The sequence below is a fragment of the Exiguobacterium sp. s130 genome (assembly GCF_018619055.1).
Classification (GTDB): domain Bacteria; phylum Bacillota; class Bacilli; order Exiguobacteriales; family Exiguobacteriaceae; genus Exiguobacterium_A.
In genome coordinates, this window is record NZ_JACSNI010000005.1 from 1 (window position 1) to 15,355 (window position 15,355).

General features: G+C 50.4%; 14 protein-coding genes, 1 rRNA gene and 1 riboswitch. All 15 genes read left to right on the forward strand.

What is annotated here, in order from left to right:
• A 5S ribosomal RNA gene (rrf, locus tag HZS85_RS12570) occupies positions 1 to 88 on the forward strand; the annotation flags it as partial.
• A gap of 99 nt (positions 89 to 187) precedes the next feature.
• Positions 188 to 385, forward strand: a complete 198-nt coding sequence (locus HZS85_RS12575) for an NETI motif-containing protein (protein ID WP_214856352.1) — start codon at positions 188 to 190, stop codon at positions 383 to 385.
• Between the two features lie 208 nt (positions 386 to 593).
• A riboswitch (purine riboswitch) is annotated at positions 594 to 695 on the forward strand.
• Positions 696 to 784: 89 nt separating this feature from the next.
• Entirely contained in the window at positions 785 to 1,276 is a 492-nt protein-coding gene (purE, locus tag HZS85_RS12580; protein WP_050678980.1) for a 5-(carboxyamino)imidazole ribonucleotide mutase, read from the forward strand.
• Positions 1,273 to 2,376, forward strand: coding sequence for a 5-(carboxyamino)imidazole ribonucleotide synthase (gene purK / locus HZS85_RS12585; protein WP_214856354.1), 1,104 nt, complete (start codon positions 1,273 to 1,275; stop codon positions 2,374 to 2,376). The genes purE and purK overlap by 4 nt, the downstream gene beginning before the upstream one ends.
• Positions 2,373 to 3,668, forward strand: coding sequence for an adenylosuccinate lyase (purB, locus tag HZS85_RS12590; RefSeq protein WP_214856356.1), 1,296 nt, complete (start codon positions 2,373 to 2,375; stop codon positions 3,666 to 3,668). Before purK ends, purB begins: the two co-directional genes overlap by 4 nt.
• Positions 3,669 to 3,727: 59 nt before the next feature.
• Complete coding sequence (gene purC, locus HZS85_RS12595; RefSeq protein ID WP_214856357.1) at positions 3,728 to 4,435, forward strand: phosphoribosylaminoimidazolesuccinocarboxamide synthase; 708 nt, start codon at positions 3,728 to 3,730, stop codon at positions 4,433 to 4,435.
• Positions 4,432 to 4,680 carry a phosphoribosylformylglycinamidine synthase subunit PurS gene (purS, locus tag HZS85_RS12600; protein WP_023467069.1) on the forward strand — a complete coding sequence of 83 codons (249 nt, stop codon included), beginning with the start codon at positions 4,432 to 4,434 and terminating at the stop codon, positions 4,678 to 4,680. Before purC ends, purS begins: the two co-directional genes overlap by 4 nt.
• Entirely contained in the window at positions 4,677 to 5,360 is a 684-nt protein-coding gene (gene purQ, locus HZS85_RS12605) for a phosphoribosylformylglycinamidine synthase subunit PurQ (RefSeq protein ID WP_035412283.1), read from the forward strand. The genes purS and purQ overlap by 4 nt, the downstream gene beginning before the upstream one ends.
• A complete protein-coding gene (gene purL, locus HZS85_RS12610; RefSeq protein ID WP_214856358.1) occupies positions 5,341 to 7,560 on the forward strand; it encodes a phosphoribosylformylglycinamidine synthase subunit PurL in 2,220 nt (739 codons plus the stop codon). Before purQ ends, purL begins: the two co-directional genes overlap by 20 nt.
• Positions 7,536 to 8,945, forward strand: coding sequence for an amidophosphoribosyltransferase (gene purF / locus HZS85_RS12615; RefSeq protein WP_214856359.1), 1,410 nt, complete (start codon positions 7,536 to 7,538; stop codon positions 8,943 to 8,945). Before purL ends, purF begins: the two co-directional genes overlap by 25 nt.
• Before the next feature lie 16 nt (positions 8,946 to 8,961).
• Positions 8,962 to 9,996, forward strand: coding sequence for a phosphoribosylformylglycinamidine cyclo-ligase (gene purM, locus HZS85_RS12620; RefSeq protein WP_029340745.1), 1,035 nt, complete (start codon positions 8,962 to 8,964; stop codon positions 9,994 to 9,996).
• Positions 9,993 to 10,568, forward strand: coding sequence for a phosphoribosylglycinamide formyltransferase (gene purN / locus HZS85_RS12625; RefSeq protein ID WP_023467073.1), 576 nt, complete (start codon positions 9,993 to 9,995; stop codon positions 10,566 to 10,568). Before purM ends, purN begins: the two co-directional genes overlap by 4 nt.
• On the forward strand, positions 10,565 to 12,085 hold the full coding sequence (gene purH / locus HZS85_RS12630) for a bifunctional phosphoribosylaminoimidazolecarboxamide formyltransferase/IMP cyclohydrolase (protein WP_035412295.1): 1,521 nt from the start codon (positions 10,565 to 10,567) through the stop codon (positions 12,083 to 12,085). Before purN ends, purH begins: the two co-directional genes overlap by 4 nt.
• A gap of 15 nt (positions 12,086 to 12,100) precedes the next feature.
• Positions 12,101 to 13,363 (forward strand): phosphoribosylamine--glycine ligase, encoded by a 1,263-nt coding sequence (gene purD / locus HZS85_RS12635; protein ID WP_214856360.1) that lies wholly within the window; start codon positions 12,101 to 12,103, stop codon positions 13,361 to 13,363.
• Between the two features lie 211 nt (positions 13,364 to 13,574).
• Positions 13,575 to 15,314: an adenine deaminase C-terminal domain-containing protein gene (locus HZS85_RS12640; RefSeq protein ID WP_214856361.1), complete on the forward strand. Its 1,740-nt coding sequence runs from the start codon at positions 13,575 to 13,577 to the stop codon at positions 15,312 to 15,314.
• The last annotated feature ends 41 nt before the right edge of the window (positions 15,315 to 15,355 follow it).

The following is a 15,355-nucleotide window of genomic DNA, read 5'->3' on the forward strand; positions in this document are numbered from 1 at the left end:
CCGTTCCCATGCCGAACACGGAAGTTAAGCACTTGAACGCCGAAAGTAGTTGGGGGCTTCCCCCTGTGAGGATAGGACGTTGCCAGGCAAACGGTGGTTCTGGAGCATACGCTCAAGGGCCGCCGCTTTTTTGTGTCTTTTTGTAGAAAGACACGTATCCATTTTAATGAAGGGACTGAACAGGGATATGGCGAAAAAAACGAAACTACGTGTAGCCGTCGAAGAGAACGAGACGATTGGTACTTGTTTGGATCGTATCGATGCCATGGGATACCGCCCGACGGTCCGACGAGAAGAACCGATCTTTGGATTAGACGCTAATGGCGAACCGTATCCAATTCGTCAACAAATCGTCTTCGATTGTAAAGTGAAAGAGAATGAGTAACTGCCTAGAGCATCCTCCGATTCATGTGGAGGGTGCTCTTTTCGTTCTTGATTCCATGTGATGCCTTTCAAGAAAATAAACTCCGAAAGGACAATCGATGAAATCAGAAAAACCGCTTTTAAAACCGAACGATAAATTTTCAGACAATTAAATTGTTCGCCTTTGGTTGACGCCTTGGGATGGACTTGTTAAGATGAAGTCGTGACAGGATGATTGAATATAAACACCTCGTATAATAGCAGGGATATGGCTTGCAAGTTTCTACCCAACGACCCTAAATCGTTGGACTATGGGGTATATGGATGTTCGTCGATATTTCTTTGGCGTACCTTTTTATACCCTAAGCCACCCTTTTAGCCGTGGTTTGGGCTTTTTTTATGCACAAAGGAGGAAACAGCGATGGGAAATGCAGAAGTCGGCGTCATCATGGGAAGTCAATCGGATTGGGAAACGATGAAACATACATGTGATGTGTTGGAGCAACTTGAGATTCCGTATGAAAAGAAAGTCGTTTCCGCACACCGGACACCGGATCTAATGTTTCGTTATGCTGAATCAGCACGTGAACGAGGACTGAAGGTCATCATTGCCGGTGCAGGCGGTGCTGCTCATCTACCGGGCATGGTAGCCGCTAAAACGACATTACCCGTCGTCGGTGTTCCTGTGAAAAGTAGAGCGCTCCAAGGAATTGATTCCTTGCTCTCGATCGTTCAAATGCCAGGTGGTGTACCGGTCGCAACGGTTGCCATCGGAGAAGCAGGAGCAAAAAACGCCGGATTGCTAGCTGCTCAAATTCTTTCGATTCAAGATGAACGACTTGCCCGCAAGCTCGATCATATGCGAGTCGAACTCGAAGGAGACGTCATTGCATCTGGAGGAAACCTGTTATGAAACGAATCGGGATACTAGGTGGCGGTCAACTTGGTCGGATGATGGCACTGTCCGCCCGTGAGATGGGCTTTGAGATTCTGACACTCGATCCAACGGACAACGCACCATGTGCGCAAGTGGCGGATCAACATATTAAAGCTCCCTTTACGGATGTCGAGGCAGCGAAACAGCTCGCAGCTGAATCAGATGTCGTCACCTACGAATTCGAGAATATCTCAACAGAAGTCGCTGAAGCGATCGGGACGAAACTGATTCACGGAACGGATCTCCTCTTTCAAACGCAACATCGAGTTCGAGAAAAAGAGATGATTGAACGCATCGGGCATTCCGTCGCTCCATACTATCCGGTGACAGATCCTGCTGACTTAGAGGAAGCAAAACAGCGACTCGGTTTACCGTTCGTCTTGAAGACAGCACGATTCGGATACGACGGAAAAGGACAGACCGTCATCCGGACGGAAGAACAGTTCCAAGCGGCAATCAAACAATTCGAACCGACTGAGTATGTCGCAGAACAATGGTTACCGTTTGATCAGGAAATTTCCGTCATCGTCACTCGAAGCGCAACAGAGACTCGTGTTTTCCCAGTCAGTGAGAATATTCATCAAGAGAACATTTTGCATCTATCGATCGTACCGGCACGCATTTCCGAATCACTCGAACAAGAAGCAATTGCGCTCGCTGAATCGATCGCGGATGCTGTCGGGTTGATCGGTACACTCGCCATCGAGTTGTTCGTCGTAGGTTCTAGACTGATCGTCAATGAACTAGCACCCCGACCACATAATTCGGGTCACTATTCAATCGATGCTTGCGAAACATCCCAATTCGAGCAACATATCCGTGCCATCAGTGGTCTTCCACTCGGTGATACCCGTCTGACGACACCGGTCGTCATGGCGAACATCCTGGGTCAGCATGTCACAGCATTATACGAGGAACTGCCGAGACTAAACGCTCGGACGAAAGTTCACTTATATGGAAAAGCAGAAGCCAAGACAGGTCGCAAAATGGGACATTTAAACATCCTTGCGGACACGGTCGACGATGCTTTGGCAGAAGTCGAACGCCTGTCGATATGGAAGGAGACAGTTCAATGATCGAACGGTATACACGTCCTGAGATGAAAGCGATCTGGACCGAACAAAACAAATTCGAGGCTTGGTTAAAAGTCGAGATTCTTGCGTGTGAAGCATGGAGTGAACTAGGAGTCATCCCGAAAGAGGACGTTCAATTACTTTGGGACAATGCCTCTTTTGATGTCAACCGGATCCTTGAAATCGAACAAGAGACACGTCATGATGTCATCGCCTTTACACGTGCTGTCTCTGAGACACTCGGAGAAGAACGTAAATGGGTGCATTACGGACTAACGTCAACGGACGTCGTCGATACAGCACTCTCATATCTGTTGAAACAAGCAAATGACATTCTTGCTGCGGATCTCGATCGGTTCATCGACATCTTAAAAGTCAAAGCGAACGAACATAAATATACGGTCATGATGGGACGAACGCATGGCGTACATGCAGAACCGACGACGTTCGGTCTGAAACTAGCGCTTTGGTACGAAGAGATGAAACGAAACAAAGTCCGTTTCGAAGCAGCACGTGAGACGGTCGAATACGGCAAGATGTCGGGTGCCGTCGGAACATTCGCGAATATCGATCCGTTCATTGAAAAGTATGTCTGCGAAAAGTTAGGAACAAAACCAGCTCCGGTCTCCACGCAAACGTTACAACGCGATCGTCATGCACACTACATGTCGACACTGGCTTTGATCGCGACATCGATCGAAAAAATGGCAACGGAAATCCGAGGTCTGCAAAAAACGGAAACACGTGAAGTCGAAGAATTCTTCGCTAAAGGTCAAAAAGGATCATCGGCGATGCCGCACAAGCGGAATCCAATCGGCTCTGAGAACATGACAGGTCTTGCCCGAGTCATCCGTGGACACATGGTGACGGCGTACGAGAACGTCTCACTCTGGCACGAACGGGATATCTCGCACTCTTCGGCAGAACGCATCATTCTTCCGGACGCGACAGGACTACTCAACTACATGTTGAACCGTTTCGGAAACATCGTGAAGAACTTGACGGTCTTCCCGGACAACATGAAGCGGAACATGGACCGGACGTTCGGGGTCATCTTCTCTGGACATGTCTTACTCGCTTTAATCGAAAAAGGCTGGTCACGTGAAACCGCTTATGACTTCGTTCAACCGCGTGCGATGCAGGCGTGGGAAGAACAAATCATGTTCCGTGACTTATTGTGGCAAGAAGAAGAGATTCAACAGCTGTTCACAGAAGAAGAGCTCGATGCGTGTTTCGATCCGACGTACCATACGAGTCGCGTCGATGAAATTTTTGAACGGTGTGGCTTGAACTAATCAACCTGAGACGGGGCACGTGCCCCGTCTACATCTTAGGATCATGGGGGACGAAAGCGATGCAACCACTTTATGAAGGAAAAGCAAAACGATTGTACACGACGCAGGAGCAGGATGTGCTCCGGATCGTCTATAAAGACGAGGCCACGGCATTCAACGGCGAGAAAAAAGAAGTATTTGCTGGAAAAGGCGAATTGAACAACCGATTGACGAGTCATTTCTTTGAAATCCTCGAACAAGCGGGCATTCCGACACATTTCATTGAGCGTGTCTCGGAGCGCGAACAGCTCGTACGTCGTGTCACTATCATTCCACTCGAAGTCGTCGTCCGGAACGTCGTCGCAGGAAGCTTGAGTAAACGGCTCGGTATCGAAGAAGGTACGGTGCTCGAAACACCAATCGTTGAGTTCTACTATAAAGATGATACGTTAGGCGATCCACTCGTCACCTCATCACACATCAATTTACTGAAGATTGCGACTTCTGAGGAGCTAGAAGAGCTGTCGGACAAAGCGCTTCGCGTGAATGAAGTCTTGCAACCTTACTTCCGTCAAAACGGAATCACGTTGATTGATTTTAAATTGGAGTACGGCAAGACGTCAGATGGAACGATTCTACTGGCTGATGAGATTTCACCTGATACATGTCGCTTGTGGGATCAGGCGACAGGAGAACATCTCGATAAAGATGTTTTTCGACGCAATATCGGTTCACTGACAGAGACTTACCAAACACTATTCAATCGCCTAGGGGGAAACACACAATGAAAAAAGTCATCGTATCGATCGCATTACGGGAAAGCATTTTAGATCCACAAGGAGTTGCTGTAAAAGGCGGATTGCAACAGCTTGGTTTTACGGGTGTCGAAAGTGTTCGAATCGGAAAACAGATTGAACTGCTCGTTGAAACGGAAACGACAGAAGCGATGATTCATGAGATGTGTCAAAAATTACTCGTCAACACGGTGATGGAAGATTACCAGATTACGATCGAAGAGGTGACGCCAGCATGAAGTTCGCGGTCATCGTCTTTCCGGGATCGAACTGTGATTTAGATATGTACCATGCGGTTAAGGATGCGCTCGGAGAAGAAGCCGAATACGTCTTCCATACCGAAACATCACTTGAGGGTTATGACGGCGTCCTGTTACCAGGTGGATTTTCCTACGGAGATTACCTTCGTTGCGGCGCGATCGCACGCTTCTCACCGATTATGGAAGAGGTCAAACGTTTTGCAACAGAAGGAAAAACCGTCCTCGGTGTCTGTAACGGATTCCAGATCCTTGTCGAAGCGGGACTCTTGCCAGGTGTCTTACACCGCAACAACGGCTTGAAGTTCATGTGCCGGACGGTTGAACTAAAGGTTGAAAACACGAAGACACGGTTTACATCGGATTATCTGCCAGGCGAGACGATCTCGATTCCAATCGCGCACGGCGAAGGAAACTACTACTGTGACGATGCGACTTACGCGATGCTCCAAACGAACGGACAAATCGCCTTCACGTATGTCGATAATCCGAACGGCTCACGCGGTGATATCGCCGGGATCACGAACAAAGCCGGCAACGTTCTCGGGATGATGCCACACCCGGAACGAGCGGTCGAGTTATTGACCGGCGGAACAGATGGACTAAAACTCTTTACTTCACTCGTCAAACAGGGGGCACACCATGCTAAAACAACAGTCTGAACCAACACCAGAATTGATTCAAGAGCAACGCGTTTATGCCACGATGGGATTAAGTGATACGGAATACCAGATGATCGTCGATTTACTCGGACGCCAACCGAACTATACGGAAACAGGATTGTTTTCGGTCATGTGGTCGGAGCATTGTTCATACAAGACATCTAAACCCGTCCTCCGTCAATTCCCGACGACTGGACCACGTGTCTTACAGGGACCGGGTGAAGGAGCAGGTGTCGTTGATATCGGCGATGAGCAGGCAGTCGTCTTTAAGATTGAAAGCCACAACCATCCATCCGCTGTTGAACCGTATCAAGGGGCTGCGACAGGCGTCGGCGGAATCATTCGTGACATCTTCTCGATGGGCGCACGCCCAGTTGCGCTCATGAACTCGCTCCGTTTCGGTCATCTCGGTACACCACGTGTCAATCAACTGTTTGAACAAGTCGTTGCAGGGATCGCGGGGTATGGCAACTGTGTCGGTATTCCAACGATCGGTGGCGAAATCGGATTTGATCGTTCGTATGAAGGAAATCCACTCGTCAATGCGATGTGTATCGGTTTGATCAACCATGCCGATATTCAAAAAGGTCAGGCAAAAGGTGTCGGGAACTCAGTCATGTACGTCGGTGCAGCTACTGGGCGCGATGGTATTCATGGTGCGACGTTCGCCTCGGAAGATCTCGGAGAAGATACGGAAGCAAAACGTCCAGCTGTTCAAGTCGGTGATCCATTCATGGAGAAGCTATTGATTGAAGCTTGTCTTGAGATCGTTGGTCATCCAGCATTGGTCGGGATGCAGGATATGGGCGCTGCTGGACTAACATCTTCTTCAGCAGAGATGGCTTCAAAAGCAGGCATGGGCATCGAGATGCACCTCGATGACGTCCCGCAACGAGAAACAGGGATGACTGCCTACGAAATGATGCTCTCGGAATCACAAGAGCGGATGTTACTCGTCGTCAAGCGTGGTCGCGAAGCAGAAATCGAAGCGATCGTCAGCAAATGGGGACTCCATGCCGTTCACGTCGGAGAAGTCATTGAAGAGAAAGTCTTACGGTTGATTCATCATGGAGATATCGTGGCAGAAGTTCCGGTTGATGCGTTAGCAGAAGAAGCACCAGTCTATGAAAAACCATCTCGCGTTCCTGCGTATTATGAAGAATTCCAAGCGATGGAAGAGACGCTTCCAGTCGTCGAAGATGTCGTTGAGACATGGCGGGCGTTACTCCGTCAGCCGACGATCGCTTCAAAACGCTGGGTCTACGATCAGTACGATCATATGGTCCAGACATCGACCGTCGTCGCACCAGGATCAGACGCAGCCGTCATTCGTGTCCGCGGCACGAACAAAGCGCTCGCGATGACGACCGACTGTAACAGCCGTTTCGTCTACTTGGATCCATACGTCGGTGGACAGATCGCGGTTGCGGAAGCAGCACGTAATATCGTCGCGAGTGGGGCGACACCACTCGCCATCACGGATTGTCTGAACTTCGGAAATCCGGATAAACCAGAAGGCTTCTGGCAGTTGCAGCAAGCAACAGCCGGTATGGCTGAAGCATGTCGTGTCCTTGAGACACCTGTCATCGGAGGAAACGTCTCACTCTACAACGAGTCAGCCGGTCAAGCGGTTCATCCGACACCGGTCGTCGGAATGGTTGGCTTACACGAGCAAACGGAATGGATCACAACGCAACACGTCAAACAAGCTGGTGACCAGATCTATCTATTAGGAGAAACAACAGCCGAGTTTGGTGGTAGTGAGCTTCAATATATGCAATTCGGTAAATCATTCGGTCGCGCACCACAGATTGATTTAGCCGTCGAACACGCACGCTTACAATTGTTACAGCAGGCAGTACAAGCAGGTGAAGTCAATGCGATGCATGATGTATCAGAAGGTGGTCTTGCCATCGCTCTCGCTGAGATGACGTTTGGAACGAATCTCGGGTTGACAGTTCAGTTCAACGGACCAACCTTACACCTGTTCAGTGAATCGCAATCACGTTTCGTCGTCACTGTGCCACAAACGCACGTTGCAGCATTCGAACAACGGACCGGTGCTCAATCGATCGGTGTCGTCACGAACGATGAGCTTCTTGTCATCGAAACGGCAGAGACACGGATCGAAGCAGACCGTTCGACCTTACAGGGAGACTGGGAAGGAGCAATCGCGTGTTATATGACATCAAAGGACTAAATGAGGAGTGTGGCGTCTTCGGGATATTCGGACAACCGAATGCAGCGCAACTCGCCTATTACGGCTTGCATAGCTTGCAACACCGGGGACAGGAAGGGGCAGGCATCGTCACGAGTGACGGTGACGGCCTCTTCCCGCACCGCGGGCAAGGACTCGTAACGGAAGTCTTTTCGGAAGAGACACTGACGAATCTGAAAGGACATCATGCAATCGGACATGTCCGGTATTCGACAGCAGGAGGAAACACGCTTGAGAACACTCAACCGCTGCATTTCAAATCGCGGATGGGAGATCTCGCCCTCGCACATAACGGAAACCTCGTCAACGCCGATTCACTGAAGCACCTGTTAGAAGCAGAAGGTGCCATCTTTCAGACGACGAGTGATACGGAAGTCGTCGCCCATCTCGTCAAACGCAGTAAGCTCGACACACTCGAAGACCGGATTGCTGACAGTCTCGCGCGTCTCATCGGGGCATTCGCTTTTCTTTTCTTAACGGAAGATACGTTATTCGTGGCGGTTGATCCACACGGACTGCGTCCACTGTCACTCGGGAAGACACCGGACGGCGGCATCGTATTCGCGTCAGAGACATGTGCCTTTGATATCGTCGGCGCGGAGTTCATTCGTGATATCGAGCCAGGGGAGCTCGTAACGATCACAGAACACGGCATGTCGTCTCGTCAATACATGGAACCACGTGAACGGGCGATGTGTTCGATGGAATACATCTACTTCTCACGTCCGGATTCAATCATTGATGGCGTCAACGTCCATACAGCACGCAAAGCACTTGGGAAAAAGATGTATGAAGAAGCACCGGTCGAAGCAGACGTCGTTACCGGAGTGCCGGATTCAAGTATCTCGGCAGCGATCGGTTACGCGGAAGCGAGCGGTATTCCGTATGAGATGGGATTGATCAAGAATCGGTATGTCGGACGGACGTTCATCCAGCCGTCACAAGAGTTACGGGAACGTGGGGTCAAAATGAAGTTGTCCGCGCTACGCGGTGTCGTACAAGGAAAGCGTGTCATCATGGTCGATGATTCAATCGTCCGGGGAACGACGAGTCGTCGTATCGTCGGTTTGTTACGGGAAGCGGGTGCGACGGAAGTCCACGTCCGCATCACGGCACCACCGATTACGAATCCATGTTATTACGGGATTGATACTTCATCGAAGGAAGAACTGATCTCTGCCCGGTTGATGCCGGAAGAAATCCGTCAGGAAATCGGTGCGGATTCACTTGAATTCTTGACTGTACCGGGCATGGTCGATGCCATCGATCGCCCGTTCGATGGACCGTTAAAAGGACAATGTACCGCTTGCTTCACAGGAGAGTATCCGACACCGCTCGGTTCGCTCGAGTTAGAAGCTAAACTTTGATAGATGGGGGAAGAACATGAGCAAACATTACGAAGCAGCAGGTGTGAGTCTGACAGCAGGATATGAGTCCGTCACCCGAATGAAAAAACACGTCGCCCGTTCGATGCGCAAAGAAGTATTGACGGGACTCGGTAGCTTTGGTGCGATGTTCGACCTCAGCCAATTGCAGTTGAAAGAACCGGTTCTTGTCAGTGGGACAGATGGTGTCGGTACGAAACTCAAGCTCGCTTTCGCACTGGAACAACACGATACGATCGGAATCGACTGTGTCGCGATGTGTGTGAACGATATCATCGTCCAAGGCGCGGAACCGCTTTATTTTCTCGACTACATCGCGCTCGGTCAGGCGATTCCGGCGAAGATCGAACGGATCGTCGCCGGTGTTGCTGAAGGATGTGTCCAAGCGGGCTGTACGTTAATCGGCGGCGAAACAGCGGAAATGCCAGGGATGTATGCGGACGGCGAATATGATATCGCCGGGTTCGCTGTAGGTGCCGTCGAGAAACAAAAATTGATCACAGGTGATAACGTCGCAGCTGGAGATGTCATTCTCGGTCTCGCTTCGTCCGGCGTCCATTCGAACGGGTTCTCACTCGTCCGTAAAATCGTCGCTGACAGCGGTCTCCGCTACGAAGATGAAGTCATGATGCTCGGTCATACGCTCGGAAATGCGCTCCTCATGCCAACACGTATCTACGTCGAAGCGGTCAAAGCAGCCCTTGAGACGGAAAAGATTCAAGCGATGGTCCATATTACGGGTGGTGGTTTCTACGAGAACGTACCACGCGTCTTACCAGAAGGTCTTGGCGCATCGTTCGACCCGAAAAAGTGGCCGACGTTACCAGTCTTCGACTGGCTCGAGCAAGCGGGTGATTTGCCACGACATGATATGTATAATGTCTTCAATATGGGGATCGGTTTCATGTTGATCGTCAAACCGGAAGATGTCGCGGAAGTGACAGCACGCCTCGCTCGTGAAAATGAGACGGCGTACGTGATTGGTCAGGTGACCGATCAAGAAGGTGTCCGGATTCAAGGAGTCGACGCATGAAGATCGCCTGTTTTGCATCAGGAAGCGGTAGTAATGTCGAAGCACTTTTTGAAGCAATCGAGGCAGGAACATTACATGCCTCGATCGAACTGATCGTCTGCGATCAACCGGACGCAGCAGTCATCGAGCGGGCAAAACGACGCGGATGTGACGTCTTCGTCTTTCGGGCGAAGGACTATCCGGATAAACCGAGTTTTGAGCGGGAGATCATTGCCCGTCTTGAAGCGAAAGGCGTCGAACGGATCATTCTCGCCGGCTACATGCGATTGATCGGGGAAGAGTTGCTCGGACGATACGCAGGTCGGATCGTCAACATCCACCCGTCGCTACTTCCGGCCTTCCCGGGAAAAGATGCGATCGGACAAGCATTTCGTGGCGGAGTTAAAATCACAGGTGTTACAATTCATATAGTCGATGAAGGCATGGACACAGGACCGATCATGGCTCAAGAAGCCGTCCGGATTACAGAAGAGATGACGCGTGAAACGTTGCAACAAGCGATTCAGCGTGTCGAACATAGACTGTATCCGCAAGTCATCGAAGAGTGGATGAAAGAGGAGGCAAACGTATGAGAGCGTTAATTAGTGTGTCGGATAAAACAGGGATCGTCGAATTAGGACGAGCGTTTCATGAAGCAGGTATCGAGCTTGTCTCGACAGGCGGAACACATCAAGCATTAGAGGAAGCTGGGCTTCCGGTCATTGGTATCAGTGAAGTCACACAATTCCCAGAGATGCTCGATGGACGTGTCAAGACACTTCATCCGATGGTCCACGGTGGACTACTTGGTCGTCGTGATCTTGAATCCCATCGCGAACAGATGGCTGCGCAACAGATTCAACCGATTGATTTCGTCGTCGTCAACTTGTATCCGTTCAAGCAGACAGTTTTACAAGAAGACGTTGCGTATGCGGATGCGATTGAGAACATCGATATCGGTGGTCCAAGCATGTTGCGATCTGCAGCGAAGAACCACGCGGCTGTGACGGTCGTCGTCGATCCAGCTGATTACGAAACAGTCGTTGCTGAGGTTCGTGAAGGTGGAACAACGTTTGAGACACGCCAACGTCTTGCAGCGAAAGCTTTCCGTCATACAGCGGCGTACGATGCGTTGATCGCGGATTATTTCTTGACACAAACAGGCGAGAAGTTCCCGGACCAGTTGACGATCACGCTTGAGAAAGTCCAGGATCTCCGTTACGGAGAAAATCCACACCAAGAAGCAGCCTTTTATAAAACACCGATTTACCGTGGGGCTTCCCTCGCTTCAGCGAAACAGTTACACGGTAAAGAGTTGTCGTATAACAACATTCAAGATGCGAACGCCGCACTCGAAATTCTCGACGAGTTCCGTGAAGCAGCAGCCGTCGTCGTCAAACACATGAACCCATGTGGTGTTGCCGTCGGTCCAACGATCGGAGAGGCATTCCGCCGCGCTCATGCAGCCGATCCGGTTTCAATTTTCGGAGGCATCGTCGCCTTGAACCGTGAAGTCGACCTAGAGACAGCAGAACAACTAAGCGGTATCTTCCTTGAGATCATCATTGCCCCGTCCTTCACGGAAGAAGCCTTCGCCTTATTGTCAGCGAAAAAGAACATTCGTCTGCTTGAACTCGACGTCAAACGTGTCCAAGCGATCCGCTATACAGCAGTTGCCGGCGGTATGCTCGTCCAAGACAGTGACGATGAGACATTAGATGATGCAGCAGCACGTGTCGTGACAGACCGCAAACCGACAGCAGCGGAATGGGAAGACTTGAAACTCGCATGGCGCGCTGTCAAACACGTCAAGTCGAATGCGATCGTTCTTGCAAAAGACGAAGTAACCGTCGGTGTCGGTGCAGGACAGATGAACCGTGTTGGTTCAGCGAACATTGCAATCACGCAAGCTGGAGAAAAAGCGATCGGCGCGTCCCTTGCTTCCGATGCCTTCTTCCCAATGGGCGATACGGTCGAAGCGGCAGCAGCAGCTGGCATTACAGCAATCATTCAACCAGGCGGCTCGATTCGCGATCAAGAGTCGATTGATGCGTGTAACCAACACGGCATCACGATGGTCTTTACGAACGTTCGACATTTCAAACACTAAGCGGAGGCGATTTGAATGAAGGTATTGGTGATTGGTAAAGGAGGGCGTGAACACGCGCTCGTCTGGAAGCTGGCACAGGATGAACGGATCGAGACAGTGTATGCTGCGCCTGGGAATGCCGGGATGACACAAGCTACATGTGTTCCGATCGCCGAAAATGCCATCGATGAACTCGTGGCGTTCGCACAAGACGAACAGATTGATTGGACGATCGTCGGACCAGAAGGACCACTCGTTCTCGGGGTCGTTAACGCCTTTCAGGCAGCGGGACTGCAGGTTTTCGGACCGACACGGGAAGCTGCGGCAATCGAGGGAAGTAAGCAGTTCGCGAAGGAATTGATGGCGCGTGCCGGTATTCCGACCGCTGCTCACGCCGTCTTTACTTCAGCAGCAGAGGCAGAAGCGTATGTTCGCAAAGCGGGTGCACCGATTGTCATCAAAGCCGACGGTCTCGCTGCCGGAAAAGGGGTCACGGTCGCAGAAACTGTGGACCAGGCACTTGCAGCGATCCACGATACGTTTGCCGGGGAATACGGGCAGCAAAGCCGCGTCGTCATCGAAGAGTGTTTGGTCGGGGAAGAGTGTTCGTTGATGGCGTTCGTCCACGAAGAGACGGTCATTCCGATGGTATTGTCGCAAGATCATAAACGGGCATTTGACGGTGACTTAGGTCCGAACACAGGAGGAATGGGCGCGTATTCACCGTTACCTCAGTGGGACGAAGCAGCGTTGACGACAGAAGCTGTTGATCGCATCATACAGCCGCTCGTTGATCAGATGGCAAGCGAAGGAATACCGTTCACTGGCTTCCTCTATGCCGGTCTGATGTTGACGAAACAAGGACCGTTCGTCATCGAGTTCAATGCTCGGTTCGGTGATCCGGAGACGGAAGTCATTCTCCCACGCTTAGAGACACCGTTACTTGATGTCATCAGACCACTGATGGACGGACAGACACCAGAAGTCGTTTGGACGGACCAAGCAGCTGTCGGTGTCGTCGTCGCTGCAGAAGGATATCCAGAAGCGCCAAAAACGGGACAAATGATTCCACTCGATCAGATCGGGGATGACCTTCTCGTTTTTCATGCCGGAACGGCAGAACAATCCGGTCAACTTGTCTCAGCCGGTGGACGTGTCCTCGTCTGTGTCAGTCGTGCAGAGACGATCGAGCAAGCTGTCGAACAGGTCTATGCGAACTTACCAGACGTAACGCATCAGCCATTCTTTTACCGAACTGATATCGCTCAAAAAGCCTTTCGTGCCTCACATGAATCATGATAGTTGAACCAGACGCACTCAACAGAGTCTCGTCTGGTTTTTTTATTTCTTGGCGAAGTGCACGAAAAGATTTGTCTTCCATGGCGAATTTGTGTTATTTTGACCAAATGAATCCGGAACGGGGCAAAACTTCTTGAAACTTACTTAGCAACATTTTAGTATAAGAACTATAAGAAAGCGTTTTCAATAAAATAAAGGAGGTCGAGCTTTCGTGAAAAAAAATTGTGGAAGATCCCCTTGGACGAAATCTGAAGTACGAACACACCAAGCGGTCATCAGCGGAAAGCTTGCACCGACACTTGTCATACAGAATGCCACTTACCTAAATCATGGTGTCAAAGCATGGCGGACGGCGAACATCTGGATCAGTGGCGACCGGATCGTCTATGTCGGTCCAGAGATGCCGGAACAAGCCGATGCCTACCATGATGCGACAGGTCAATATATCGTACCCGGTTACATTGAACCTCATGCCCATCCGTTTCAACTTTATAATCCAGCGAGTCTTGCAAAATTCGCAGCAGAGCGAGGAACATCGACCCTCGTCAACGACAACATGTTGTTATTATTAGAGCCGACGGAGCAAGCGTTTGCTCAAGTCGAGGCACTGGCGGACCTACCGACCTCGATGTACTGGTGGGCACGACTCGACGCGCAGACCGAGCTTGATGCCGATAGTATCTCGATCGATAATCGCCGGATTCAAGCATGGCTTAAACATCCACAAGTCATCCAAGCGGGTGAGTTGACGGGATGGCCACGTCTCTCGCAAGGGGACGATGAACTGCTCCACTGGATGCAGGATGCGATCAAACTTGGAAAACCAATCGAAGGTCATTTCCCTGGTGCTTCAGCGAAGACGCTGACAAAGATGGCGCTGTATGGTGTGACGAGTGATCACGAGGCAATGACGGTCGAAGAAGCGATGACACGTCTTGAACTTGGTTATACGACGACGATTCGTTATTCATCGATTCGTCCGGATCTACCGGATATCTTTAAGGGGCTTGTCGAAGCGGGATTGACGCAGTTCGATAAGGTACTAGTGACAACAGATGGTTCGACACCCTCCTTCTATAAAGCGGGTATGATGGATGAGACAATCCGACTGATGCTCGAGGCAGGCATTCCGGTCGAAGAAGCCTACCGGATTGCGTCATACAATGCAGCACGTCATTTTAATCTCGATCATCTACTCGGAAGTATCGCGCCAGGACGGATTGCTCATCTCAATTTCCTTGAGGCAAAAGATGCTCCGACACCTGTCGCTGTACTTGCGCGCGGCATATGGGTCCGTCAAGCCGACATTCCATGTTACCCGGCAGAAACGCTTGATGCTGCTTATGCCCTTATGCCACGATCAGAAGTCCGGATTTCCTTAACGGAGCAGGATTTTTCATTCAGCATGCCGGTTGGTCTTGAAATGGTCAATTCCGTCATCATGAAGCTCTATCAAGTCGAGCATGACACGAGTGTACCTATTCTACCAGCAGGTTGCGATGAATCCTTCCTGATGCTACTGGACCGCGAAGGGAAGTGGCGTTTGAATACCGTCTTGAAGAACTTTGCGACACAAGTCGGAGGTCTCGTCAGTTCGTACTCGATTAGTGGTGATATTTTGATGATCGGTAAATCAAAACGAGATATGCAAGTCGCGTTTGAGCGGATGAAAACATTTGGCGGTGGAATCGTTCTCGTCGAAGACGGAGAAGTCATCGCTGAAGTTCCATTGACCTTAATGGGGCAGACGTCCGACTTACCAATCGAGGATTTGATCGTTCAAGAAACCGCTTTACGGGAGGCATTATTTGCCCGTGGATATGCCTTTGAAGATCCGGTCTATACGTTGCTATTCCTAGCGTCTACACATCTACCATATGTGCGAATCACACCACAAGGTATTTACGAAGTCCTTCGGAAAAAAGTCCTTTTCCCGGCGATTTTGCGATGACGCTTGAATTTTAAAACGTCGCGCTTTAAACTATTAAAGAG

Excerpts from the sequence above, each read along its gene's own strand:
- HZS85_RS12575 (WP_214856352.1), top strand. The coding sequence starts at position 188 with ATGGCGAAAAAAACGAAACTACGTGTAGCCGTCGAAGAGAACGAGACG.
- purE (WP_050678980.1), top strand. The coding sequence starts at position 785 with ATGGGAAATGCAGAAGTCGGCGTCATCATGGGAAGTCAATCGGATTGG.
- purK (WP_214856354.1), top strand. The coding sequence starts at position 1,273 with ATGAAACGAATCGGGATACTAGGTGGCGGTCAACTTGGTCGGATGATG.
- purB (WP_214856356.1), top strand. The coding sequence starts at position 2,373 with ATGATCGAACGGTATACACGTCCTGAGATGAAAGCGATCTGGACCGAA.
- purC (WP_214856357.1), top strand. The coding sequence starts at position 3,728 with ATGCAACCACTTTATGAAGGAAAAGCAAAACGATTGTACACGACGCAG.
- purS (WP_023467069.1), top strand. The coding sequence starts at position 4,432 with ATGAAAAAAGTCATCGTATCGATCGCATTACGGGAAAGCATTTTAGAT.
- purQ (WP_035412283.1), top strand. The coding sequence starts at position 4,677 with ATGAAGTTCGCGGTCATCGTCTTTCCGGGATCGAACTGTGATTTAGAT.
- purL (WP_214856358.1), top strand. The coding sequence starts at position 5,341 with ATGCTAAAACAACAGTCTGAACCAACACCAGAATTGATTCAAGAGCAA.
- purM (WP_029340745.1), top strand. The coding sequence starts at position 8,962 with ATGAGCAAACATTACGAAGCAGCAGGTGTGAGTCTGACAGCAGGATAT.
- purN (WP_023467073.1), top strand. The coding sequence starts at position 9,993 with ATGAAGATCGCCTGTTTTGCATCAGGAAGCGGTAGTAATGTCGAAGCA.
- purH (WP_035412295.1), top strand. The coding sequence starts at position 10,565 with ATGAGAGCGTTAATTAGTGTGTCGGATAAAACAGGGATCGTCGAATTA.
- purD (WP_214856360.1), top strand. The coding sequence starts at position 12,101 with ATGAAGGTATTGGTGATTGGTAAAGGAGGGCGTGAACACGCGCTCGTC.